The sequence below is a fragment of the Paenibacillus pini JCM 16418 genome, assembly GCF_000576305.1.
Taxonomy (GTDB): domain Bacteria; phylum Bacillota; class Bacilli; order Paenibacillales; family Paenibacillaceae; genus Paenibacillus_AQ; species Paenibacillus_AQ pini.
Window position 1 is genome coordinate 172,521 of the sequence record NZ_BAVZ01000008.1, and the last position, 26,998, is coordinate 199,518.

A 26,998-nucleotide genomic window follows, 5' to 3' on the forward strand; every position below is an offset into this window, starting at 1 on the left:
AAGAAGAGAGTCTATCCATTTCAATAGACAGAAGGTGAAACTATGAATAAGAAACTATTAAGTATACTGCTCTGCTTAACCTTACTATTTGGTGGGGTTGAGTCAATTGCTTACAGTGCAGAGACCGCACCACAGGTCACAAAACAAGTTACAGAAGAACAAGGGGTTATTACATTTGCTAGTCTTCTCAAAACATATAAACTTGAAGAACCTTGGCTGGATGAACAAATTGCTAAGGGATATTCGTTATTTGAGATAGAACAGGCACTTAAAGAGACTGGAAATAATAAGAGTGAATTTGAGCGGAAGATGAAAAATGAAAGTCCAGTTCAAGTGATCCGAACCAACGAAAGTGTACAGTCTCGGGGTCAGGTTATTGCCTCGGGGGAATACGATCAAAAGGCATTGACCCAAATGTCGCTCCACCAAGCATCATCTGACTATCCTGTTTCTTATGGTACGGATATCGTATCCTCCTCTACGGGGGATTTAGAAATCCAAAATACAGATTTTAATTTACCAGGGGCTATCACATTTCAGTTAGAACGTGTATATGAAGCAAGCATGGCCAACAATGACATCGGTGTTACTTTGGATAATGGAAGCTATGTTAATAAAGCGGGAGTACGTCGTGAAGAAAGCGATACGGGGCTAGGTAGAGGCTGGAGATGGGATCTTCCGTCGATTCAGACAAGGAATGAAGGGAAATATCTATATTATCCTGGAATAGGAACGTATAAATTATCAGAAGGGCTCTTACTTGAAGGATACCCTTGGAAAGATATACAACTATCTAATGATAGTACAGTAAATATTGATGGTAAAGTGAGCCAGATTCAATTATCCGTACTGAATGGTCTTCATTATTATTTTGATTCGACAGGACTCTTGTTATTAATTCAGGATGACTATAACAATCGGGTGGAGTTCCGCTATACGAATAATCAAATTGGAGGTACCCTTATTTCTAATATTCGTAACAGCGATGGAAATGAGCTAGTTTTTAATTATACCTCCAATAATCAAGTGATTGTAGCTCAAAAGGGTACCGAGCGTAAGCTAGTATACATGCTAGCTAAAGAAAATGATTATCAAACATTGGTGTCTGTAACCGATGCTAATGGTCTTAAGACAAAATATTTCTACGTTGATAGGGAAACGGCATTTAACTTTATACCAGGGGAAGTAAGTAATCCTGCACTACAGGGAAAAGAACATCAATCCTTGCTGTTTAGAATAATGAGTCCGTATTCGTCAATGACTGAGTTATCCTATACGTCGTATATCAAGAATATAGGGGACTATGCGACTAGGGAAATTCATAAATTAGAGACTAGGAAAGATACATTCTCAACGTCTCAAGGTATAGAGACATATAACGAAACTAAATTTATTTTTACGAACGAGGATACGAATCAACTTGTGGATTCATATAACACAGAGGCAACAATTCAATCGAGAAATTCTCAAACCAAGTATATGTTCCATCACAGTAAGGATGGGTTGACTCGTCCTGAAACGATTCAATTGATTCAATTGAAAACCTTAGGAGATACGAGTGGATTTATTCAAAAATATACTTATGATGAGGCGAGAAAAGCCTCTAATAAACCTATTCAAATGAAAGAAAACTTTGTTCAGGATGGACGGGACTCAGCGGTTCTAACTTCTCAGTACCAATATAATGATAAGGGTATGATTGAGAAAGAAAGTCAGAGCACTGGGCAAGAAACGATTATGAATTATCAGAATTCAGCAGAACCATACCTCTGGTCACTTCCAAGTACAGTTACGACAAAAATTAAGGATGGACAGTCTCGTGTTGAAGCTTATAAATACAACAAGCAGGGAAGTACAATTCAGTCTGCTGTCAGGGAAAACACGATAGGTGGTAAGTTACTGGCGCAAACAGATATCCAATATGATGCGTTTGGTAATCCTAATGTTACAACCGTTAAAGACGGAACGAAGAATATTGTAAACTACCAATTCTATGAATCGCCTTATGGACGACATCTATTAACGAAAGAATCACAGACTGTGAAAACGGTGGATAATACTGATAGTACAGTATCTACGTTGTATTCTTATAACTTAACAGGAGATGTACAATCTGTAACGGATGAAGCGGGTAAAGTGACAGATTATTCGTATGATTCTATAGGTAGGATCAAGCAGATTTCATACAATGATGGTACAAAGCAAACGGTACAGTATGATGATGAGCTTTATTCGGTTAAAAGTACTGCCCCAGATGGAATAGTTACAACGAATATATTTAATCCTTTGGGTTTTCTTACGCAAGAAGTTCAAGATAAGGCAGTGTATCAATATTTCTATAATGAAGAGGGAAATATAGAAAAACTGATTGATGCGGAGCAAAATTCAACTTCGTACGTTTATGATGCCTTTGAGCGCTTAACACGTACAATATATGCGGATCTTACAGTGGATAAAGTAGATTATGATCTAGCGAATCTAACGGTCACATATACAGATGCAAGTGGGAATAAAGAGCGAGAACAGTCCGACTTGTTAGGACAAGTCACGTTGCAAGAAGAAAACAATAAAGGTAGCTTCATACCTCTAAGAAAATTAACATATGATCTGGATGGTAATGTTCTTAGTAGTCAGGATGGAAATGGACAGATCACGACTTCCTCGTATGATGCTCTAGGTAGATTGCTTACTGTTACCGACCCTGAGATGCGTCTGACAGGTTATACGTACAGTCTGGCTGGGGATTTAACAGGTATAACTTTTCCAGACAAAACAACATTAAGTAAACAATATGATGAATTGGGTAGATTAACTCGTCAGATTAATGAGAAGTCCCAATCTGAATCATATTATTATGATACGCGTAGCAATGTGATCAAACATACTAATTATGCAGGTAAGACAACGGAATATAAGTATAACGATGATAATTTAGTAACGGAGATTAAAACTCCAAGTGAAGCAATAACTTATGCTTATGATTCGGTAGGTCGACGCATTAATATGAATAATGCGCAAGGAGATACTAAATATAGTTATAGTCCAGCTGACGGATCTTTGCAGACCTTGCGCTACCCGGATGGCTCGAGAATTGACTATATCTATAACAATCAACAACGTACAGGTTACAAGTTTACGAGTGGAACGGGTAAAGCGATCGAAGTTCAAGGCAAACTTGATGAGATGAATCGTTTAACAGAGATGAATATCTTAAATGGAGGGGGGAGTACATTTGCGGGGGCACCTTCTCAGCAAATGAGATTTGAATATGAGGCTAATAGTTTACTTAAACGTCAGACTTCATCCAATAACGTAAATACTACGCTCACCTACAACGGTTATGATTTAACTGGCGTGAACATTGGCGGAGGATCAACTGGGCAGCAATTTTCTTATGAATACGATAACAACAAGAATATAATAGGTCGCACACAGAACGGTGCAGTCGATCAGTACTCCTATGACTCTTTAAGTAGAATACAGAGCGAACAAAGTGAAGGAAAGGATAAATCCTTTACGTATGACGACAAAGGGAACCGCTTGACTGGTGTTGGCAACAAAATAGTAGGAATGGAAAATGCGGAATATACCTTTGATTCACTAGACCGCTTGACTGGAGTGAAGAGTCAAGGAAAAGCTAAAGAAGCAATCGATGTTAGTTATAGCTACAATGGTGATGGCTTGTTATATGAACGAATGACTAAAGATCAACGTATTCGTTACTATTATAATGAGGAAGGAAAATTGTTAGCAGAAGCTTCGGTTGGAGCAGATAAGATAGCTCAAATGGTCTACTTCTATGTCTATGATCTGAGCGGACGACTCTGGGCCCGTCAGAGCAAGACAGGCAGCATGGAGTATTATCAGTTTAATGGACATGGCGATGTCATTGCATTAACGGATAAAGACGGTAAAGAATTGAATAGCTATAGCTATGACATATGGGGAAATCCGACCAAAGAGAAGGAAGAAGCTCCTAACCTATTCCGCTACTCCGGGGAATATTGGGACAGTGACACAGGACTTCAGTATTTGAGAGCTCGCTGGTATGATCCAAATACCGCACGCTTTATCTCTAGGGATACGTATGAAGGACAGATCGGTAACCCGCTAAGTTTGAATTTGTATTCGTATGTGGAGAATAATCCACTTACAAATGTTGACCCAACTGGTCATTGGTGTGAATCAAATGACGGTAAAAATTCCCACCCTGGAAATTGTTCGAATCCTAATAGGGGGATATTTTCTCCTGATGTAAATCATAATCGGGAAGCTATGAAGAGGAATGGTAACTCAATAGGTATATACAAATTTGACTTTGGTGATGGTCTACATGAAGATAATAGTTGGACTGGTATGGTGTTTGATACTGTTGTCACAGGAGGAGTTGGACTCGGTAAATTTGCAATAAAAGGTGTTTCTAAAGGTGTAAAAGGAGCCTATAGCAAAGCATCCAAATGGTTATCTAAAGGATGCAATTGCTTCGTAGCCGGGACTGAGGTTTTAACAGACGAAGGGGAGAAACCTATCGAGGAAATCGAGGTAGGAGATAAGGTTCTCTCTAAAGATGATGAGACGGGTGAGATTGCTTACAAGGAAGTTGAATGGCTCTTCCAACGTGAAGTCGATGAGACTTATAATATTACTGTTGGTAGTGAAGTCATAACGACTACTGACGAGCATCCATTTTGGATTGTAGGCAAAGGATGGGTGGAATCCAAAAACCTTGTGGTAGGCGATGTTCTGACAACTTCGGATGGCAAGGAATTAGCCATTGAGAAGATTGAGGTTAAGAAGGAACATATGACGGTTTATAACTTTAAGGTGAAGGACTTCCATACGTACTTTGTTTCCAATCTTGGTATTTGGACGCATAATGCTTGTAGTACACCTAATACAACTACTAAATGGGATATAAAGACTGGTGCTGATAAGAAAATAGACTATAAATTTAATGGAAGTACTGTTTCAGCATATCGCGACCCTAAAACAGGATTGTGGTGGGCTAAAGATACGACAGGTCATGCTGATTCCGCTTTTAAAGTATTTAAAGAAGCAAAAGGTGGAAAAGAACTCCATTGGGTTGCTGACGCCGACGAATATGGTAATTATATCGTTGGAAAGCATAAGAGTTCTACTGGTACAGTTATTAAAATAAAGTAGGTCTGGATGTGATGATATGTCCTTATCGAAGACAGAAGCAGAAAAGTTGTTTAAATTAGGATTTAAAAGACCCGATTATGCAGATGAAGTGTATCCTCAAGACATCTATGATTATCAAAACTCAACGTGGGTGGTAGGAGGAAGGATTTTGCCTTCGGGAAATTTTCTCTGTGAGGAATGTGTATATAAGGAAGGCATATGGATTCCTAGTTTACTTGATTTGATTTCTTGGTTAGAGGAAAACGATACCAAATTTAATTTATCTTATTCTGGAATGGGATATAAGGTAATGGTTACCGATAATCTAGATAATGAGTATTCTTCTAAAGGAGCAACCCCTGAATTTGCTTTCTATAATGTCATAACCAAAATTCTCCAGAGGTATGGCGGTAATCCTGTCAATAAAAACTATGAAGTAATTGAAGCAGAGTTTATTGATAAGAAGGACTTGTAAAAAAACAATTAAGAACCTTGAAGATAATGTCTTCTTGGTTCTTTTTTATTGACCCCCACCCAGTGCCGAATGGACCGGGCGGTGCATCCGAAAAGAAGTTAACCCTCATTACCTCCGTATAATATTCCTCTAATATGCCTGTACGCATATCCAATGTTTGGAAAGTATAACCTTTTACGACAATCCTTTGGCTTCGCAAAAAAAACCAACATCATCAGATTCCATCATGTTTTGCTCCGAAAACCTTACCTTTGTTTCTCACTGTTTCTCTGAAATATGCTAAAACGTAAATAACGTCACAACTATCAAGCGGTTTAATTCGATAAGTATGGTGAAAAGACTCTCGTAACTTGATTTTTATCTACCACGACCAAAAAGAGTGAGAAGCAATTTATCTTTATACTTCGCAACTATCTGGACATTTGCCCCGATTGTTACCTTGCAAGAACGCTCTGGTAGCGCGCCAGTTTATATATACAGGTAAGGCAACGTGAAGGCTAGCCACCTTGCCCTCTAATTATAGACGGAAATTCGTTAAAAATTTCGGTGGGGGCCGAACATGGAAGGCGTGGAAGTATCAATTGACCGCATAGTAGTGGATTTTACGAATGTGTATTGGACGTTCTCTATTCCGTTTCATATATCAGGTTCATTATGGTTAGATACCACCATGATTGACCTGTTTTTTTGTTATCTTCGCTTCTTGCGTATTTTTCTAATTTAAGCCGCAAATGTACAATATCTTTTCTCGATAGGGAGGGCGAAAAACGTCAGAAGTCGCATCTTCTGTCTGAGTATGTTCAAATGGTGAATTGTTTTATAAGGTAGTAATGGCTTTATATCGTAACCAACGTGATGATATTATTAAATTACTCGTTGGTCAACCAGCCATTAAGACAACAGACAACCATCCGTTCAGGATGGAAGGCAAAGGTTGGCTGTTTGCAGCTACTCTAGACAATCAGTCTACAATTTAGACTGAGATACGGTTAACAAAAAATAGCGAGTGTGAATTTAGGACGTAAAGTCTGCAATAAACCGTCCAATTTTCACAAGTCAAGTAAATAGTATATGGGTCTAGGCCATACTAGTTTTTTTAGAACATGGTGTAATTTCATTCGAACAGGCATAGAGGTTTTTTATGCGGTTTCTCCCAGTGTAGAACGATCTCGATACCTTATGCATTTTTTGTATGATATAATGTACATATTGAACTTTAGAGCGTATATTTCATCGTATCTGGTACTTAATCGGATGAATATGGATAAGACTAACAAAGAACAATATACACAATAACGGAGTGATTATTTGAGTAAAGCAAAAGGCAAGGGTGGAACGGGGAGAGGTACCGACAGTAAAGGTTGGACTCGGTGGAATGCAAGTGCCAAGAAAGCAAAGAACACCCCTAAGCCATATACGAGCAAAAACGCTAAAGAAGCGGGCGGTACTAAGAATGCCAGCAGCAATAAAGGTACCAAATCATAAAATCTTGGCTCGGTTCATGAGCAAATGATCATTCAGTATGGTATACTGAACATAAAAGCAAATTTAGGAGTGGGTTTTCTGAGAAAGCAAAAGCCAATGTCATTTGACGATTTACTTAGTGAATTACAGGGACAAAAAACAATTCAAGAGGATCCTAATAACGTTCCATTAGACAAATTGTTTAATGAATCATTCATGAGTAAGCATTCAGCTTTCAGTAGTTTTGATGAGTTTTTGAAAAAAGGTAATTTCCAAGTGGATACACAAGAAGATGTGAACAACATCCCTGACGAGCTTTTTGATCGTCATGTATCGAGAGAAACTGATTTCTCTGACTGGGAATCCATGTTGGCTCAAGCGAACAAGGACTATAGCGCTGAATAAAATGAAAGCCTGACTCGGTGTCTTTTGACACGAAGTCAGGCTTTTTCTTATTTAAAATGATTGTTTAGGCTTTTTGTGCGTAGTCCCAAGCTTTTTTAAATTCAGCTACGTTTCTAAATCGCAGCTCTCTGTCCGGATGGACAGCCCGCAATGCCACTTCATAAAGCTCCTGCCCAGCCTCCCATATCGCGTATGACCGATCCAGCTCTCCACCCAATAATACAAAAGCGATAGCACCCATATTAAATACATTGGTTTTCTCATCAATAGGTGCACCAAGAATGAATTCCTCAGGCGATTTTAAGCGTTTGGAACCCCAAAAATCCTCGCCGACATCGTTAGTTGTCGTTCTTTTTCTATAAAAATCAATATCGCATATTTTGGTCGTATCGTTCTCAAAGTTATACAGAATGCTTCCGTCATAAAAATCGACAGCCACATATCCTTTGGATTCGATGTATTCATGAAAAGAGAATATTGTATTCAGTGATGCTAACCGCTTTTCAATTGTCAGATTCCTATACCGGTAGAAAGGAGAATCTGGGTGATTGTATTTATCGTGTCCAGCAAACTTCCAATGCGAATGTAGACACTCCCCATCAAACCAATCAAATATGGCCGCATATCCGTGCTCGACCGAGAAATGAGATATCAATTGAATAAGATTTGGATGCTCCAGTGTCTCATATAAAGGAATAGCTTCTATTAATCGATGAATAGCATCCTGAGGATTTCCCGCGAAATCCATAGGCTTAGCACCAGCAAATTTGACGAAATATTTCTTCCCGTCTTTCCCAATGCCAAAACAAATATTACCTGAATCCTGTTCATCAAATACTGTGAATACCCGACCGATTTTGTGTAACCAATCAAAATTGCATGCTTCTTGAAGCTGGAAATGCACGTCATCAATTACAAATGAATGTGGATTTTGGCTCATTTGTCCTCCTACAGTATTATTAGATTTTTCGTACGAATGCCATAGGAATGACCCTATCAGGCCCAGTTCCCGCTGAGTACATCTAATGTTTTCTCAATATTACATTCAATATGTTCGGGTGTTTTAGATGTAGTATCTATCCTTATTATAATGAAGTGAGTTATATTTCACTTCTTCAAATTTTAGAGGATCTCCTATAGAATAGAAAGCGTAATCATGACAATTTAAGGAGGAATATGAAAATGAAATACCGGAGATTAGGCGGAAGCGGCCTTAAGGTCAGTGAAATCAGCCTAGGAAGCTGGCTTACATATGGTGGTTATGTTGAACGTGAAAATGCGGTGAATGCCATTAAGACAGCATATGACCTTGGCATTAACTTTTTTGATACGGCAAATGTATACGAGCAGGGAGCAGCCGAAGAGCTTGTAGGTAAAGTGTTGAACGAATACCCACGTGATTCTTACGTACTGGCTACCAAAGCATTCTGGCCGATGGGCGATGGTCCAAACGACCGTGGTCTATCACGTAAGCATGTGATGGAGCAGGCACATGCCAGCTTGAAGCGACTTGGACATGATTATGTCGATATTTTCTACTGTCACCGTCATGATCCTGAGACGCCCATTCATGAAACGCTACGTGCTATCGATGATCTCATTCGTCAAGGTAAAGTATTATATGCTGGCGTAAGCGAATGGCAGGCATCCCAAATTGCTGAAGCATTGGGCGTTGCGGATCGTTATCTACTAGATCGTATCGTTGTGAACCAGCCTGTTTACAATATGTTCAATCGCTACATTGAGAAGGAAATTATACCGCTTAGTGAGCGTTCTGGCATTGGACAGGTTGTATTCTCGCCACTTGCACAAGGTCTACTTACAGGTAAATATACATCGACTTCAGATATTCCAGCAGATAGCCGTGCTGCGAAAACGCAGTGGGTGCGTAAAGACATTACGGAAGAGAGAATCGCTCAGGTCCAGCAGCTTGAGAAAGTTGCTGCTGAGCTCGGCATTTCCGTAGGTAACCTTGCCATCGCATGGATCTTGCGTCAATCGAATGTTGCGAGTGCATTGGTCGGCGCAAGCGTCCTGAACAGGTGACTGAGAATGCGAAGGTACTGGGATTGAACTAAGTGAAGATGTTCTAAACCAAATCGAGGAGATTCTGAAATAAGATAGGATATCTCCATTTTGTATAATTAAGAAGATGACTCCTGATCCATTCATTCAGGGGTCATCTTTTTGCATCTAAACACCCAATTGCTACACTTAAGTTAATCATTAATATAATCTAACACTTCTCCCCCTTTCCTCTAACAAAAAGACACCTATAACCACGCAAATCATCCATTGCCAACAAATTACCCTCTGTAGCAGAAACACCTGGACGTTCCTCTTCCTTAAATAGCAGTTTACAATGAAAGCGTATTATTCCTTGTTAAGGAGGAGAGTTATGAAATTTGACCTAAGCATCGTACCCTTCAGTCGCAGAGAATCGTTCCTTGCCGTATCGCTTCTGCCTGAAGGCATGAATAGACAGCAGGGCCTCTACCTGCGTACTGTGCGGGGTGGAGATGATAAATTTGGCGAGGTGTTCCGTATTGAAATGCTGGATCAGCAGAATCAGACGATTCCATTCACGCCGGAGGCTTCACCGGAAGCCGTGCGACTGAATTCACCAGCATCGGCAATCTATGCCGAAATTTGTATTTCGGATAGCCATACGTTTCGCTTCCGTTCGAAGGGCTGCGGCATCCGGTTGACCTTTATCCCGGCAGCTTATGATTATGCGTATGAGGTGAATAAGGACAGCTGGGAAGTAAACAGCTTTACCCATGAATGCCGCTTTATGCTGACTTCACTCGTGGGCGAAATGAAGATGGAAGTGCCATGGGATAAGATCAAGAGTTCACGCGTGATTGCAGAGTTCAATACAGATAAGGACACGAATACGACGGAGTTTGCGATTGAAGAGTACCGTACGGTGTGGGAGCCTCGTGCAGCATGGGAGTCCTTTAACGATGCGGTAGAAGCAACCCGAAATGAGTATACGAAGTGGCTTGAACATAGCCTTACGATGCCAGAGCGCTGGCAGGAAGCACGGGAGCTGGCGGCTTACATTACTTGGTCCTGCCTAGTTCCAGCAGAGGGATGTCTGACGCGTCCGGCTATGTATATGTCGAAGAACTGGATGACGAATATATGGAGCTGGGACCACTGTTTCAATGCGATGGCGCTTGTTCGCCATGATCCGAAGCTTGCATGGGATCAGTTCATGATCTTTTTTGATCGGCAAGATGAGAGTGGATTGATTCCTGACTTTGTGAATGATAAATATGAGCTATGGAATTGCAATAAACCGCCTATTCACGGATGGACACTGGCTTGGATGATGCAGCGTACGGATTATATCCGCGAGGCGCAGCTTCGTGAAGTATATGGTCCGCTGTCCAAGTGGACGAAATGGTGGTTCCGATACCGTGATGGGGATGGTGACGGTATTCCTCAATATAACCACGGCAATGATTCGGGCTGGGATAACAGCACGGCGTTTAATAATGGAATTCCGGTGGAAAGCCCGGATTTAGCGGCCTTTCTGATTATTCAGACGGAGCTTCTTGCTGAAATTGCTGGATTGCTTGGTCTTACCAAGGAATCATCTGAATGGAGACAACTAGCAGAAGATACGCTGGACAAGATGATCAGCCACTTCTGGAAGGATGGAAGGTTTATATCCTGCCGTTCAAGTACACATGAGCCTTCAGCTGGAGATAGTCTGCTGCTATTCGTTCCGATTCTACTTGGTAAACGCCTGCCTGAACCGATCAGAGATGTTCTTCTGAAAGGGCTGAGGGAGGAGAATCGCTTTTTGACGGAAAACGGGTGGGCGACCGAAAGCATAAGCAGTCCTTACTATATACCAGATGGATACTGGCGGGGACCCATCTGGGCACCATCGACGATGCTGCTCGTGGAGGGCGTAGCCGCAGCTGGCGATCTGGAGCTTGCTCGGGAAGTATCAAGCCGCTTTTGCAGTATGCTCAGCCGCAGTGGTATGGCAGAGAATTTCGACGCGCTGACTGGGGAAGGCCTACGTGACAGAGCATTCACATGGACATCGAGTGTGTTCCTGATTCTGGGGCATGAGTATACAAGTTAATTGAATATTGCACCTCCCCGGAAGGCTGCTTTAAAAAGCTTCCGGGGAGGTGCTTTTCCCATTTCCATTGTCACAAGGAAACGTCTTCGTCTCCAATATATTGAAAGCGTTATCATGAAAAGATTGGATTATTCTATCAGATACCTGTCCGTGCTAGAATGCAGGTAGATGTAGTTCAAGCGAGAGGGGAAAATAGTTTATGCACTTACAATGGATCAGCCAGATAAATAGACGCCTTTTCTCGGGTTCCTACCGCAGTATACGGACCAAGCTGCTATTCTGTTTTCTCATCGTGACGCTGATTCCGCTACTCTCGCTCGGGGCGTTGTCATATTACCAATCCACCAAAATTATTAATTCCCAATTTGGTAAATATGGTGAAAATGCGGTAGCGCAGCTAGAGCAGCAAACGAGTTCCTCTTTAAACCGGATGAAGCAAATGAGTGAGACGATTTACTCGTATTTACTTGATCCTGCCCATGCAGATTTAGGGAATCAGGCACCTACAAGCTATAACGATATCATTGAGAAAAATGACTTTGAAGCTTTACTTAAATCACTTCGGACGGATCTAACTGCAGGGATCTATATTATTACACCCTCTGGCTATTATTATGGAGAGAACAATCTAGATGTTGTCAAGCTGAGTAAGACACCTGAATGGAAGATAAATCCTACCTCTTATAAGGGTATATACTGGCTTGGCTTTTATAAACAAAATCATGCAATGAGTAGCTCAGACGATTCAAACCTGCCTGTCCTTGGTCTTGCCGTTCCGATTCATCATTCTAGTGGAACACAAAACGGCAGCACGATTCTGGTAGAGGAGAATGCCCAGGAGCTGCTCCATATGTTCAAATTATTTGAGATGGACACGAAATCGCATTTGACGATTAAAGCTTCGAATGGAAAGGTTGTATATGAGAGTGCTTCAGCGTTTATGAAGAAGGATAGTGATATCATATGGAACCGGACGCTAGCGGTGAATCAGTGGACGATCGAAGCGAGATTGCCGGCCAAAGCATTTTACCTATCTTCGGGCATTATTCGGTCCAATACAATTGTTGTGGCTGTTATATCCTGTCTGCTTGCTTTTGGAATCGCTTATCTATTCTCATCAAAGTTTACAGCGCGTATTCGCACGCTAAAGGATTCGATGCAAAAGGTGAGTTTTGGTAAGCTGGATACACGAGTTCCGATCGAAGGTAGTGATGAGCTGGGTAGCTTGATATGAGTTTTAATCGGATGGTGAGGGGTGTCCAGTCGCTGGTGCAGGAAGTGGAACAGAGTCAGCGGCTCAAGAAGGAAGCGGAGCTTAAGGCATTTCATTATCAGATTAATCCACATCTTCTGTTCAATACGTTGAACTCCATTCAGTGGAAGGCTCGTCTACAAGGAGCAGAGGATATACGTCAAATGCTGTATCACTTAACGATGGTGCTGGAAGGGAATCTGGATATATCGCAGGAGCTAATTACGGTAGGCAGAGAACTACGTATGATTGAGCATTTCTTGCAAATTCAGGAGATCAGATACGGAGATGTTTTCCGCTATGAGCTGAATTGTGAAGACTCGCTGAAGCAGTATCTGATTCCACGTATGACACTGCAGCCGCTGTTTGAAAATATATTTTTCCATGGCTTCACGGATGGGATAGGTGTGATCAAGCTGGATGTCAGAACGGAAAAGAACGAGCTTATGCTGACACTCAGGGATGATGGAGCGGGAATGACGGAAGAAAAACGGGAGCGTCTGTTTATTCCGGGTCCGAAACGTCGTGGACGCGGGGGATTAGGCGTACAGAACGCAGACCAGAAATTCAAACTACATTTCGGCCCGCAGTATGGGCTTACGGTACATTCGACTAAGGGAGAGGGTACTGCGATTGTCATTCGTTGGCCCAAAGAGGAGGAGCGTTCGGATGGATACAACCAAGAGAATTAAGGTGCTAATTGCAGATGATGAGAGCATTGTACGGAAGGGTCTACGCTCGACTGTACCGTGGGAGAAATATGGAATGGAAGTAGTAGCTGATGCGCCCAATGGACTAAAGGCCTGGGAAGCCTTTCTGGAGCATAGGCCTGAAATTGTCATTACAGATATTGTAATGCCAGAGATGGATGGCATTGAGCTATCTCGCAAGGTGAAGGAAATGGCAGCGAAGACTAAAATCATTCTGCTTAGCTGCCACCGGGATTTTGAATATGCACAGCAGGGAATTCAGCTTGGGGCATCTGGCTATCTGCTGAAGACCGCTTTTGAGGACGAAGAGCTTGAAGACATGCTAAAGAAGTTCCAGCAGGAGCTGTCTGTTTCCACTCTTTCAGCTCCCAAGGATGAAGAACGCTTGGAAACGCTACTTTTTGCATGGTTGAATGGGCACAGTGCTAAATTTCCAGATGAGTTAAAAAAGCTACATGGTGGCGAATGGCATTTTAACGGTCAGCCACTGTTTATTTACATGATTCGCACAGCCGAATGCGGAGCATCTTGGACAGGGCTGCTTCTTGATGCTGGAAAGGAAGATCGTAGTATGTGCGAGGGGACGATCATCCCTTATGGAGAAGAATACTGCTACTGGATTGTGCCTGATTCGCTCCGGGGTGCAGCAGATAGTCTTCTGGTAGAGAGTAAGAGTAGGTGCGGTAAGCTGAAATGGACTCGTAAGGAGTCTTTGCTCCACAGCGATGATCTGAAGGAGGCATTCCAGAACCTTCATAAAGAGGCGGAGCTCGAGCGGCTCTATGGGATATCTGGAGAGAATTGGCCAGTACCGATCTGGAAGGCTGTGAATTTGCTATATGCCAACCCTGCCGCTGAATGGTCAGCCAGTGATTTGGCGGAAGAGGTCGGGCTCAGCCGCAGCCATTTCTCCATTCTGTTTAAGAAGGCTGTCGGAGATAGCTTCATTGCCTTCCAATATAAACGGAAGCTGCGCCTTGCATATGGCTTACTGCGGGATACGCGCCTAACGATGCAGGAAATTGCCGAGCGAACAGGACTTGGAGATAGCAAATATTTTAGCAAATGGTTCAAACGCTGTACGGGTCAGACACCAAGCCATTACCGTGCCCAACAAAAAGGTGACGGTTTCCGAACAGATTGACACCCACTTCAATAATTCGAACAAAATCACAACAACATTCGAATAGATACACGTTTTGAACCGCTTTCATTCGAGTTACGATGAAAGCGGTTCAATTATTATAAACCTCATTGACAGGGGAGCTGACAATATGAAAAAGAGAATTTCACTCATTGTCCTTGCAACGACGTTGATGGCATCTATGCTGTCTGCATGCGGTGGTAACGATGAAAATGCTGGAACGGCCAATCAGGAAAGCGGGAGTTCGAATCAGACGAAGACGCTACGCTTTGCGACCTGGGATACGGGGGACGCGCTCAAGATTGAGCAGGATATCGCCAAAAATTTTGAAACGGAACATCCTGGCACGAAGGTGCAAGTTGAGGCCTATGCGGATGGATTCGACCAGAAGCTTGCCGCAGGTTTTGGAGCGGGTAATCCGCCGGACGTCATGTACATGTGGGACTTCCCTACCTACCATCAATCACTTGAACCACTGGACAGCTTCGCAGACAAGGATCAAGAACTAAAGATAGATGACTTTTACAAAGGATTATTCAACTATGGAAAAATTGACGATAAGCTATACGGCATTCCGGCAGGCTTCACGACCCGTGTTGTCTACTATAACAAGAAGCTCTTTGATGCTGCCGGTGTCCCTTATCCTAAAGATGGATGGCAATGGAGCGAGTTCCAGGACATCGCTAAGAAGCTGACCGACAAATCCAAGAAGCAGTATGGCTTCGGTGCCCGTGCGGAGAATGATACGTATGACTTGCAGGGTTTTGTCTGGAGCAACGGAGGTTCCTTTATTTCCCCAGATGGTAAAACCATCGAAGGCTACATGAACAGCAAGGAAACGGCTGAAGCCATTCAAATGTTTGGGGATATGGTGAAGAACGGCTCCGCTGTGCTGACAGGTGGTAAAGGCCAACAAAGCGGTGATGATATTTTTAAAGGCGGTAAGATCGCCATGTGGGAAAGCGGAATCTGGCCGCTCGAATCATTCAAGCAAGCGGGCATTGATGTAGGTACGGTCGAAATTCCGGCCTTCCCGGATAAGCCGGTTAAAGGTGTGCTAGCAGAATCTGCGTTGTCTATTGCTAAAGACTCCAAGCAGAAAGATCTAGCATGGGAATTTGTTAAATATTATGTCTCTAATGAATCGATCAAAATGCGAGTTGCTGACCTACCAGTGCGACAAAGTGTTGTAAATGAGCTCAAGAAGGATCAAGATCCGCTCTACAAGCCTTATTACAGCATGCTTGAGCGTTCGGACAATACACCTGCATTTCTGCTCAATCCGAAGTGGAATGAAGTGAACCGGCAGCTGTCGGCTGCGGTGGAAGCAGTCATGCATGGCAGCAATGCCCAAGAAGTACTGGATCAGGCTGTTAAGGACAGCCAGCGGTATTTGAAATAACACTTGTAGAAAGAAGGTTAGGAGATGGCTCAGACCTACCTGCAGAATACATCAGAACAGACAGCTGCCCTTAAGGCCTTGAAAAAACGCAGATGGGGTGGGGCTGCGCCCTACCTCTTCATCTTTCCTTGGATATTCGGATTTGTTGTCTTTACTTTAGGACCCTTGCTGTTCTCACTGGTCATTTCATTTTTTGATTGGCCGATTGTCGGGAAGGTAACTTTCATCGGTATAGACAATTATGTGGAGATGTTTTCGAATGACCCGCTTTTTTGGAAATCTCTATTTGTAACATTGAAATTTGCAGCACTGTTCGTCCCGCTTAATATTGTCGTTGCACTCGGACTTGCGATGCTGCTCAACCAGAAGGTAAAAGGGAGTGCGATTTTCCGTACAGCATTCTATCTACTCTGTCATCTCCGGCGTGGCGCTTGCATGATCTGGTCATGGGTATATAGCGGTGACTATGGGATCCTGAACTACTTCTTGTCCGTCCTTGGCATCCAGGGACCCGATTGGCTGAATGATACGAACTGGTCGCTCGTTGCGATGGTCGTCGCCAGCCTTTGGGGGCAGGGATCCATGATGCTTATTTTCCTAGCTGGACTTAAAGGCATTCCGAAGGATTTGTATGAGTCCGCTTCGATCGACGGAGCTGGGAAGGTTCGGCAGTTCCTGAGTGTAACCATACCAATGATTACGCCAACGATTCTGTTCAATTTGATCACATCGATTATTGCTGCATTCCAGCAGTTAACGCTGGCACTCCTTCTTACGGGAGGCGGGCCGCTGAAATCAACATACTTCTATGCAATGTACATGTATGAGAACGCTTTCAAATATTACAAAATGGGCTACTCTGCCGCTAATGCCTGGTTTATGTTCCTGATTGTGCTTACCTTGACGTTCCTAGTCTTCAAATCGTCGGAAGCATGGGTGTTCTATGAAGGTGAAATGAAAAAGAACCCGCAGAAGAAGCTTAAGGCGAGTAGAAGGGGGCGGTCCTGATGAAAAAAGTAGTTGCGTACGCATTGCTGATTGTGTTCTCACTGCTGTTCATCGCTCCACTGTTTTGGGCGGTGACCACGGCGCTGAAATCGCAGCAGGAGCTTTATCTGTTTCCGCCTAAATGGATTCCGTCCGTCTGGAAATTCAGTAACTTCGCAGAAGCATGGAATATTCAGCCCTTTAATTTATTTTTGAAAAATACGCTGCTCGTTACGGTCTTATCCACCTTAGGTCAGCTGATATCCTGTACGCTCGTCGCTTACGGCTTCGCCAGATTCCAGTTCAAGGGTCGTGATTTCCTGTTTCTTGTCGTGCTGGCGACCATGATGATTCCTTGGGAAGTAACGATGATTCCGCAGTATATGGAGTTCAACTATTTGGGTTGGATCAACACACTCAAACCGCTGATTGTTCCGTCGTGGTTTGGCTCGGCCTACTATATCTTTTTGCTCCGGCAGTTCATTATGACACTACCTCGGGAGCTAGATGAAGCAGCGACGATTGATGGCGCTAGTAAAATGACGGTTCTGCTTCGGATCATTGTACCGCTAATGGGACCTTCGCTGATCCTAGTCTCCGTATTCCAGTTCATGGGATGCTGGAATGACTACCTGGGACCACTGATTTTCCTGAATGATCAGACGAAATATACGCTAACGCTTGGCCTATCTCAATTCAAAGGTATGTACGGCGTTGATATGCAGTCCATCATGGCTATCACCTGCCTAATCTCGATTCCGCCGCTTGCGATTTTCTTCTTCGCTCAGCGTTACATTGTCGGCGGAATAGCCACGACAGGCATTAAAGGATAGGAATCAGACAGAGGAAGGGAATGACGATTATGAATGTTATGAACATCGGGCGCGATTGGGATAACCTTAGCGTGCTGGAGAGAAACCGTGCGAAGAGTCGCTCCTATTTTATTCCCCACTCCAATAAAGAAGGGGCTCTAAGCTATGACAGAGGCAGTTCTCCTTGGTTCAAATCGCTAAACGGTATTTGGAAATTTCAATTTGCTGAGGGGCCAGAGCTGGCACCACAGGAATTTCATAAAAATAATTATGATAGCTCAGGCTGGGATGATATTCGTGTCCCTGGCCATTGGCAGCTGCAAGGCTACGGAAATCCGCATTACACAGACCTGTACTATCCGTTCCCTGTCGACCCGCCTCATGTGCCTAATGATAATCCGACGGGGAGCTACGTTAGGGAATTCTCGCTGCCGGACCATTGGGATGGAAGAGTTGTTTCACTTAAGTTTGACGGCGTAGATAGCGCCTTTCATGTATGGCTGAATGGTTCATTTGTCGGCTATAGCCAAGGTAGCCGACTGACATCAGAGTTTGATCTGACGCCTTACCTCCAATCTGGAGTTAACCGATTGGCAGTGCGGGTATACCAGTGGTCCGACGGTAGTTATTTAGAAGACCAGGATATGTGGTGGATGAGTGGTATTTTCCGGGATGTTTATCTGATTTCGGAGCCTGCAACGCTCCGCATTACAGACTACCGAGTTGTCACAGAGCTGGATGCAGCGTTTACTAGTGCGGTGCTGTCGGTTCGCTTAAACCTTGAGGGTGAAGAAGATCAAGGAAAGGTACAGTTGCAACTGCTGAATAAAGCTGGAGAGCAGGTCTTATCTGCTGAGAAGAATCTGAACAACCAATCTACTATCCAGTTCAATCTGCCGGTGACGAAGCCTCACCTATGGAATGCGGAATCTCCTTATTTATATCATCTAGTCATCACGGTGCTGGATTCGAAGAATCAAGGTATAGAAACGATTGCCCAGCGAGTCGGATTCCGCCGCGTAGAAGTTAGAGATGGACAATTCTTAGTGAATGGAATAGCGATCCTTCTCAAAGGCGTGAACCGACATGACCACCATCCAGATACGGGGCGAACCGTTACAGTATCAACGATGCTTGAAGATATCCAATTGATGAAGCGACACAATATTAATGCCGTGCGGACGGCGCATTATCCGAACGACCCAAGGTTCTATGATCTATGTGATGAGTATGGGCTGTATGTTATGGAAGAAACAGACTTAGAAACGCATGGCTTCGAGCCGCTGGGCAATATTTCACGTCTTAGTGACGACCCGGCTTGGAAGGACGCTTATGTTGACCGCATCCGCCGTATGGTGGAGCGAGATAAGAATCATCCTTCCGTTATTTTCTGGTCGCTTGGTAATGAATCCGGCTTCGGCTGCAATTTCAGTGCAATGTCTGAGTGGTGTAAAGCCAATGATTCCACACGACTCATCCATTATGAAGAGGACCGTGAAGCGGAAGTATGTGATGTAGTGAGCACCATGTATTCTTCCGTGGAGAAAATGGAAGGCTTCGGTCAGCTAACGGATCATCCGAAGCCGCATATTCTATGTGAATTTGCCCATGCGATGGGCAATGGTCCGGGTGGGTTACGGCCGTATTTTGACACATTTGATGCTTATCGGCGCCTTCAAGGCGGCTTTGTCTGGGAATGGATTGACCATGGGCTTAGCAGAAAAACAATCGATGGCAAGGTCGATTATGCTTATGGCGGAGATTATGGAGATGTACCGAATAACAGTAATTTTGTGATTGATGGGTTGGTTCGTCCAGACCGTACTCCATCGCCGGGACTCATTGAATATAAGAAAATCATCGAACCTGTAAGGGTCGAAATGATAGATGCAGGAAAGATTCGCGTAACGAATCGGTATGACTTCATAACACTAGATCATCTACAGGTCCATTACAGTATCACGGCTGATGGACGAACGGTTAACAGTGGTGTACTTGTACTTCCGAAGGTTGGCCCAGGTGATAGCGCAGAGTTATTGATTACAAGCTCGATAGATCAGCATTCGATCCATTTCGAGCCTGGCACGGAGAAATGGCTGAATGTCGGCTTCACGTTAGCAGCAGACTGCGCATGGGCGGCGCAAGGGCATGAGGTAGCTTGGCTCAGTTTGCACTGTCGAGCCATTCATCAGCGATATCTTCTCTGTCGCAGCTGTCTGTAGAGCAGAAATTGTCAGTCACCGAAGAGGGACGTGAGCTTATCCTTGGGAATGATAGTTTCCGCATTTCCTTTAATCGTCTACGTGTAGGAATCACATCGCTTCGCCTGAACGGAAAAGAACTGATTCAACAGGGACCGCGGCTGAATTTCTGGCGTGCACCGATTGATAACGACATGTATGTGCTTCCGGAGTGGCGCAAGGCACACCTCGATCGACTGACAGAGCGTATAGACAAATTCCATTGGGAGCAACTGGACGAAACGTCTGTACGGGTTACTTGGACCTCACGTATAGCACCACCTGTCTACGATTGGGGCTTCCGTTGTGAAACGTCGTATACGGTCACTTCAAGCGGACTCATCATTATGGATGTGAAGGGAGTGCCTGAAGGAACACTACCAGCTATGCTCCCAAAAATTGGTCTTCAGATGGAAGTGCCTGGAGATATAGAACATGTGAAGTGGTATGGGCGTGGTCCGGGAGAGAGCTATTCAGATAGCCGGGAAGCGGGACGCTTCGGAGTATACCAGAGTAACGTAGATCAATTGTTCACGGAGTATATTTATCCGCAGGAGAACGGAAATCGCACGGATGTTAGATGGGTGTCGATAGCCGATGGAGCAGGGATTGGACTGCTGGCGGCAGGGGCGCCAACGCTTGATTTCAGCGCTAGACGTTACACTGATGGCGATTTGGAGAAGGCGCAGCATATGAGCGATTTGACGCCTCGTGATTTCATTACACTGAATCTGGATTACCGGCAGAACGGACTAGGAAGTAACAGCTGTGGCCCAGCACAGTCACCTGAGAATACGGTTAAGCCGGAACCGTTCCAGTTCCGCATCTTGCTTCAAGCGTATATGGCGGAAGATAGCTCTCCTGAAAGGCTGAGCCGCCTAATGAGTGCAGAAGCAAAACAACATGATATGGAGGCGAATCATCATGCGTAACACACAGGACGTTTTGAATTTATCTGGCAAGGTTGCCGTCGTTACTGGCGGGGCATCAGGCATTGGGCTGGCCACCGCTGAGCTTCTGGCGAGCTTCGGGGCACATGCGGTTTTGATTGATATTAATGAGACTGCGGGTAAAGAGGCAGCCGCAGGTATCTGTGAACAGGGAGGACAGGCCAGCTTTTATTGCTGCAACGTGACCTCAGCCGCAGAATGTGAACGCACAGCCTCAGAGATTGAGTCAGCACTTGGAGGGATTCACATTCTGTTTAATAACGCAGGCGTTATCCGGCGCAAAACGGTTACTGAGCTGGATGAAAAGGACTGGGATCTTGTACTAGATGTCTCACTCAAAGGGGTCTATCTCCTCTCTAAATATGTCATTCCTATTATGGAGCAAAGCGGTGGAGGAAGCATTATTAACACAGGCTCTGGCTGGGGTCTGAAAGGTGGAGACCGCGCCGCAGCTTATTGCGCGGCAAAAGCAGGTGTAGTTAATCTGACGCGTGCCATGGCCATTGATCATGGAATAGCGAACATTCGAGTTAACTGTGTATCACCAGGTGATACAGATACACCGCTCCTACGTGACGAAGCGAAGCAGCTACAGCAGGATGAAGCAGCATTTCTGGTCGCCTCTGCAGGAGGCAGACCGCTGGAGCGTCTAGGTACACCACGTGATATCGCGAATGCCGTATTGTTTCTAGCGAGTGATTTGTCATCATGGATAACAGGCAGTGTGCTCGTCGTTGACGGAGGCGGAATTGCGTAGGATGGATAAGAACTATTATTTTCTCAACATGAACGGAGGCGTTATTTGTGGCTGACAACAGAACGTATGCCCATCCTTATATTCCAAATACCGTTCCGGAGGTCCGGGACGCGATGTTGAAAGAAATTGGTCTAACGTCTATGGAGCAGCTCCATGACGCGATTCCTGAGAGCTTGAAGCTAAAGCGGGAAATGAAACTTCCGCCGGCCATGAATGAGTACGAACTGCGCCGCCATATTGATGGACTGCTAGCGAAGAACAAGCATGGTGCAGAGTATCTTAATTTTTTGGGCGCAGGATGCTGGCAGCATTTCATTCCGGCTGTATGCGACGAGATTAATCAGCGTTCTGAATTCGTGACAGCCTATGCTGGAGAGCCTTATGAAGACCACGGTCGGTTCCAAGCCTTGTTCGAGTATCAAAGCCTGCTTGCTGAGCTGGTGGATATGGATGTCGTGAACGTTCCAACCTTTGACTGGGCTCAGGCGGCTTCCACAGCGATCCGCATGGCGGGGCGTATTACAGGGCGCAAGATCGTGCTGCTTCCGCGTTCCGTAGATCCAGATAAGGCGGCGATTATTCGTAATTACTGCACTCCGGTCATGGATATCCAGTATGTTGATATCGATCAGATGACAGGACGAATGGATCTGAATGATCTGCGAAGCAAATTAAGTGACGATACGGCCGCGATATACTTTGAAAATCCCGGGTACCTAGGAATCATTGAGGATCAGGGAGCTGAGATATCTGAGCTTGCTCATAAGATAAATGCTGTTTCTATTGTAGGTGTTGACCCCATATCACTTGGAGTTCTGGAGCCTCCGGGCCGTTACGGGGCAGATATCATTTGCGGTGATTTGCAGCCGCTGGGTATGCATATGAACTTTGGCGGTGGGCAGGCTGGCTTCATTGCAACACGTGATGAGGAGAAATATGTAATGGAATATCCTTCACGGTTATTTGGCATCGTGCCAACTGAGGTGGAAGGCGAATATGGTTTCGGAGATGTCGCTTATGAACGTACATCATTCGCTCTTCGGGAGAAGGGCAAGGAATCGGTAGGAACTCAGACTGCTTTATGGGGAATTACGGCAGGCGTTTATCTGGCTCTACTCGGACCCGTCGGAATGCAGGAGGTTGGTAGCACCATTATCCAGAAATCGCATTATGCTGCGAAGCAGATATCACTGATTCCAGGAGTATCTCTTCGTTTTGAAAGTGGCACCTTCTTCAAGGAGTTTGTCGTTGATTTTAATGAGTCGGGACTAACCGTTGAAGAAATCAATCGGAGATTAATGGAGACAGGGATTTTTGGAGGTAAGGATTTGTCTGTATCCTACCCAGCATGGGGGCAATGCGCGCTGTACTGTGTCACGGAAACGCATACTCAAGCGGATTTGGACCGACTTGTCGCTACTCTTCGTTCCATTGTCAGCACATCATAAGATCATATAGAGGAGGACTAAAGCGCCATGAAACGGATTCGTAGAGATCAAAAGGTTCGTCAGTTTCACCAAGCTAAATGGGATGAGCCCGTTATCTTTGAGCTTCATCGGCCCGGAGAGCGGGGCGTTATCCCACCGGGAACGGAAGTGGCTGTAGCCGCTGAAGTAGGCTGCGCGGAAGATAGTGTACCGGCGTCCATGTGGCGGCGCAATACTCCGGCTTTGCCAGAAATCGGCCAGGCAAAGGTGCTGCGCCATTATCTGAGATTATCCCAGGAAACGCTGGGATCGGATATGAACGTAGAAATCGGGCAGGGAACCTGCACGATGAAATATATACCTCGGATCAACGAAATGCTTATCCGCAATCCGCGTATGACTGAGCTTCATCCGCTACAGGATGTGGATTCTGTTCAGGGGATGCTGGAAATATTCCATAATCTCGATCTAGCGATGAGAGATATTTCCGGTATGGATGCGTTCTCCTTTCAGCCAAGTAGTGGGACCCAGGCACTTTTGGCTATGGCCTCTATCGTCCGCGCCTATCATGATTCGAATGGTGAAGGTGAACAGCGTGATGAGATTATTACAACAATCTTCTCCCATCCATCTCAGGCGGCTACTGCTGCCGTTAAAGGATATAAGATTATTACGCTGCATCCAGACGAGGACGGATTCCCAGATCTTGAGAAGCTGAAGAGCGTTGTCTCTGAGCGGACAGCCGGGTTCGTCGTGGCGAATCCCGAGGATACTGGTATCTATAACCACCGTATTCGCGAATTTACGGATGTGGTACACGCAGCTGGTGGGGTTTGCTACTATGATCAGGCGAACGCAAATGGTCTACTTGGCATTACAAGAGCGAAGGAAGCGGGCTTTGATATGTGTTTCTTCAATCTTCACAAGACCTTTGCTGCACCCCATATGTGCGGCGGTCCTGCGACGGGAGCTCTCGGGGTGACGGAAGCACTGAAGAATTTCATGCCCGGACCTTTGGTGGACAAAGAAGAGGGCGGACGTTATATCTTGAGAGATCAAACCGAGCTCAGCATCGGTAAGGTTCGAAGCTTTCACGGCGTGGCCCAGACCGTACTCCGCTCCTACGCTTGGATTATGAGCCTTGGACCGGATGGTTTGAAGGATGTAGCCCAAGTTGCGGTACTAAATAATAACTATTTATATCATAAAATAGTTCAAATCCGCGGTGCGAGCGCCCCGTATGTTCAAGGGCGACGTTTAGAACAGGTCCGCTACAGCTGGAAGCAGCTGACCGATGAGACTGGAGTGACTACGGAGGATATTACGCGCAGAATGTGTGACTTCGGCCTGCATTACTGGACCTCTCATCATCCATATATTGTGCCGCAGCCATTCACACTGGAGCCAACTGAATCCTATTCCAAGGAGGATCTCGACGAGTATATCCATGCGCTGGAGCATATCTCGAATGAAGCTTATACAGAGCCAGATATCGTCAAATCGGCTCCGCATAGCAGCACGGTGCACCGCAATGATGAATCATCTTTGGACGATCCGAAGCAGTGGTGTATTACCTGGCGTGCATATTTGAAGAAAACACAGCCAGAGCTTCAAGAACAACATTAGCTTGAACTAAGCACTCTTCTTTAACTGGTTCATATAGGTGAACGTTATTCGTTCTATAGAATACTAAAGCAAAGATGACTCTCAACATGTGTTGGGAGTCATCTTTTTGCAACTAATATGGAACCAGCCTTAAAAGAGACTGAACAATGCTTAAGAGTTTCCGGTATGCGTGGAGAAAGTGATTGCTTTTGCAACGGTGTAGCCATGAGCTAGAAATGTGGAGTAATTAAGACCCATATTCCTTGCTGGGACAGACAAAAGGAACTTCGAGAACACAGGCAATCAGATAACCACGTCAACGATTACGTATGTATTACACTTTAGTAAATTTAACTCTTTTTTAAAATTTTAATGGTCACACTTGTGCCAACTCCGAACGTACTTTCAATGGAAAGTCCACATGGGTAGCCATAGGTATACTCCAAACGATTGTGTACGTTCTTCATCCCATATCCGCCGCTGGGTTTATTCAGAGTACCTTGTCTGATCTCTTTCAGAGTTGTTATCGGAATACCCACGCCTTCGTCTGAAACGGACATGACAATATATTGATCGTCTTCTTTTACGGTTATGGTGATCGTACCCGTTTGGCTTTCCTTCTCCATAATACCATGGAGGATCGCATTCTCGACTAGCGGTTGAAGCAAGAGCTTGGTCGTTCTGTAGGTAGTGAGCGATTCCGGAACATCAATACATAAGCTGATTTTACCGCCAAACCTCATGTTTTGGATTCGCACGTAAGCCGAGACATGATTGAGCTCGTCCTTGATAGAGATGAAGTCTTCTCCATTGCTTAAGCTCAATTTATAGAAATCGGATAAAGATGTGATGAGCAAGCGGATATCTTCTGCACTGTATTTCAAGGCAAGCCAGTTGACCATGTCCAGTGTGTTATAGAGAAAATGAGGGTTGATTTGAGCTTGAAGGGCTTTCAGTTCCACATTCTTCACTTCACGGCCCAGCTCGTATTTGTCGGCCGCCAAATCATCGATTCGTGACAGCATGCGATTGAAGGTAGATATTAATTCGCCGATCTCATCGTTATTCTTAGGATCGAGAGCCAGTTGAGTCTCTTTGACGCCTACCTTTCTCATGGATTTGGTGAGCCTTCGTATTCGCAACGTACCTGAAGCCGATACATAATAGGCAAGAGGAAAGGCTAGTGCTGCTACGCCTGCGAAGATGAGCAATAGCTGGTTCCGTGTATGCCTAGAAAGATCAACTATGTCTCGTAGGGGCACCGATAATACAAACCTCCAATCGGAGTTGTCAATCGGAACCACTCCGATTAGGGTACGCTCCTGTCCTAAAACAACTGTGCCGAGGTTGCTACGAGAAGTTAGCTGTTGGAGGGCATGTACATAGTCTTCAACACTGCCTGCCTGATTGCCGGTGCCAGCAATAATTTCATTGCGGCTGTTAATAAGCAGGGCTGAGGTTGAAGGCGTAAACCTGGCTTGATTAAGGATCTCGAGAAGTACAGATTTTGGAATGTCGGCACGCAGTAAGCTGTTTATTTCCGAATTATACAACGGCCTAGGAATATTTCGGAAGAATGATACAGCGTCCGGTATCTTGACATCCCCGACGAGTTCAGAGGGAAGCCAAAGATATGGGCTGCTGCTTTTCTTAACCAACGCCATCCATGTGCTATGTTCGAAGTCATCCAATAGTAGAAATTGGTCGGAAGACTGCACAGCAGCCATGCCGCCGCGCATGTATAGACTAATGTTCTTGATGTCGGGTGTGGACTGTACATTGTAGATTAATTGGTTGTACATATATTTGTTCAGCAGCCAATTTCCAATGTTCTCATGGTAAACGGAGGTATCGGTCGTAACGATCGACTGGATTGTATCATGTATGGCCATCATCTCGACAATTTTACGAATGGATCCCGTCTTGTAGTTAAGGAACGATCCTGATTGCTCCAACACAACCTTAAGAGAGTTCAGCGCTTGCTGCTCATTATTCCGCTGTGTAACGTAGTTGTTCACGGTAATAATCAGAATGGAGGTGGCGGTTAAAAGTGCAAAGTAAGACAGGAACAGCTTGTTCTTGATGCTGAGGTCTGGAATAAGCTTCATAGCAGCTTTCATG

The 26,998-nt window shown here is 44.6% G+C and carries 17 protein-coding genes and 2 pseudogenes; 17 read left to right on the top strand and 2 right to left on the bottom strand.

What is annotated here, in order from left to right:
• Positions 1–42: 42 nt before the first annotated feature.
• The 5 genes from JCM16418_RS13425 (at position 43) to JCM16418_RS13435 (ending at position 7,486) form a co-directional block, all read left to right on the top strand.
• A complete protein-coding gene (locus JCM16418_RS13425; RefSeq protein WP_052020267.1) occupies positions 43–5,163 on the top strand; it encodes a polymorphic toxin-type HINT domain-containing protein in 5,121 nt (1,706 codons plus the stop codon).
• 16 nt (positions 5,164–5,179) lie between these two features.
• Entirely contained in the window at positions 5,180–5,617 is a 438-nt protein-coding gene (locus JCM16418_RS13430; RefSeq protein ID WP_036649696.1) for a hypothetical protein, read from the top strand.
• An 830-nt stretch (positions 5,618–6,447) separates the two neighbouring features.
• Positions 6,448–6,594 carry a hypothetical protein gene (locus tag JCM16418_RS24975; RefSeq protein ID WP_156327221.1) on the top strand — a complete coding sequence of 49 codons (147 nt, stop codon included), beginning with the start codon at positions 6,448–6,450 and terminating at the stop codon, positions 6,592–6,594.
• Positions 6,595–6,925: 331 nt separating this feature from the next.
• Positions 6,926–7,102, top strand: a complete 177-nt coding sequence (locus JCM16418_RS24315; protein WP_081765438.1) for a DUF3934 family protein — start codon at positions 6,926–6,928, stop codon at positions 7,100–7,102.
• A 96-nt stretch (positions 7,103–7,198) separates the two neighbouring features.
• The gene (locus JCM16418_RS13435; protein WP_036649698.1) at positions 7,199–7,486 is read left to right on the top strand and encodes a hypothetical protein; all 288 of its coding nucleotides are present in this window, start codon (positions 7,199–7,201) and stop codon (positions 7,484–7,486) included.
• A gap of 64 nt (positions 7,487–7,550) precedes the next feature.
• On the opposite strand, the gene JCM16418_RS13440 is transcribed toward JCM16418_RS13435, so the two are convergent.
• Positions 7,551–8,426 (bottom strand): protein kinase family protein, encoded by an 876-nt coding sequence (locus JCM16418_RS13440; protein WP_036649701.1) that lies wholly within the window; start codon positions 8,424–8,426, stop codon positions 7,551–7,553.
• Positions 8,427–8,668: 242 nt separating this feature from the next.
• Between JCM16418_RS13440 and JCM16418_RS13445 the strand changes: the two are divergent.
• The 12 genes and pseudogenes from JCM16418_RS13445 (at position 8,669) to gcvPB (ending at position 24,898) form a co-directional block, all read left to right on the top strand.
• Positions 8,669–9,605 (top strand): annotated as a pseudogene (locus JCM16418_RS13445) (aldo/keto reductase family protein).
• A gap of 279 nt (positions 9,606–9,884) precedes the next feature.
• The gene (locus JCM16418_RS13450) at positions 9,885–11,591 is read left to right on the top strand and encodes an amylo-alpha-1,6-glucosidase (RefSeq protein WP_036649703.1); all 1,707 of its coding nucleotides are present in this window, start codon (positions 9,885–9,887) and stop codon (positions 11,589–11,591) included.
• 199 nt (positions 11,592–11,790) lie between these two features.
• Entirely contained in the window at positions 11,791–12,825 is a 1,035-nt protein-coding gene (locus JCM16418_RS25935; protein ID WP_242403838.1) for a HAMP domain-containing protein, read from the top strand.
• The gene (locus tag JCM16418_RS25940; RefSeq protein ID WP_242403839.1) at positions 12,822–13,535 is read left to right on the top strand and encodes a sensor histidine kinase; all 714 of its coding nucleotides are present in this window, start codon (positions 12,822–12,824) and stop codon (positions 13,533–13,535) included. The genes JCM16418_RS25935 and JCM16418_RS25940 overlap by 4 nt, the downstream gene beginning before the upstream one ends.
• Positions 13,513–14,697 (top strand): response regulator transcription factor, encoded by a 1,185-nt coding sequence (locus JCM16418_RS13460; protein ID WP_036649704.1) that lies wholly within the window; start codon positions 13,513–13,515, stop codon positions 14,695–14,697. Before JCM16418_RS25940 ends, JCM16418_RS13460 begins: the two co-directional genes overlap by 23 nt.
• 130 nt (positions 14,698–14,827) lie before the next feature.
• On the top strand, positions 14,828–16,099 hold the full coding sequence (locus tag JCM16418_RS13465; RefSeq protein ID WP_036649706.1) for an ABC transporter substrate-binding protein: 1,272 nt from the start codon (positions 14,828–14,830) through the stop codon (positions 16,097–16,099).
• 24 nt (positions 16,100–16,123) lie between these two features.
• A complete protein-coding gene (locus tag JCM16418_RS13470; protein ID WP_036649709.1) occupies positions 16,124–17,107 on the top strand; it encodes a carbohydrate ABC transporter permease in 984 nt (327 codons plus the stop codon).
• Positions 17,107–17,919 (top strand): carbohydrate ABC transporter permease, encoded by an 813-nt coding sequence (locus JCM16418_RS13475; protein WP_036649711.1) that lies wholly within the window; start codon positions 17,107–17,109, stop codon positions 17,917–17,919. The genes JCM16418_RS13470 and JCM16418_RS13475 overlap by 1 nt, the downstream gene beginning before the upstream one ends.
• A 29-nt stretch (positions 17,920–17,948) precedes the next feature.
• Positions 17,949–21,070 (top strand): annotated as a pseudogene (gene ebgA, locus JCM16418_RS13480) (beta-galactosidase subunit alpha).
• Positions 21,063–21,845: an SDR family NAD(P)-dependent oxidoreductase gene (locus tag JCM16418_RS13485; protein WP_036649713.1), complete on the top strand. Its 783-nt coding sequence runs from the start codon at positions 21,063–21,065 to the stop codon at positions 21,843–21,845. Before ebgA ends, JCM16418_RS13485 begins: the two are co-directional and overlap by 8 nt.
• 47 nt (positions 21,846–21,892) lie before the next feature.
• Positions 21,893–23,293, top strand: a complete 1,401-nt coding sequence (gcvPA, locus tag JCM16418_RS13490; protein ID WP_036649715.1) for an aminomethyl-transferring glycine dehydrogenase subunit GcvPA — start codon at positions 21,893–21,895, stop codon at positions 23,291–23,293.
• Positions 23,294–23,320: 27 nt separating this feature from the next.
• On the top strand, positions 23,321–24,898 hold the full coding sequence (gene gcvPB, locus JCM16418_RS13495) for an aminomethyl-transferring glycine dehydrogenase subunit GcvPB (protein WP_036649718.1): 1,578 nt from the start codon (positions 23,321–23,323) through the stop codon (positions 24,896–24,898).
• A gap of 329 nt (positions 24,899–25,227) precedes the next feature.
• Here gcvPB and JCM16418_RS23795 read toward each other — a convergent pair whose 3' ends face one another.
• Positions 25,228–26,997: a cache domain-containing sensor histidine kinase gene (locus tag JCM16418_RS23795; protein WP_052020268.1), complete on the bottom strand. Its 1,770-nt coding sequence runs from the start codon at positions 26,995–26,997 to the stop codon at positions 25,228–25,230.
• Between the last annotated feature and the right edge of the window lies 1 nt (position 26,998).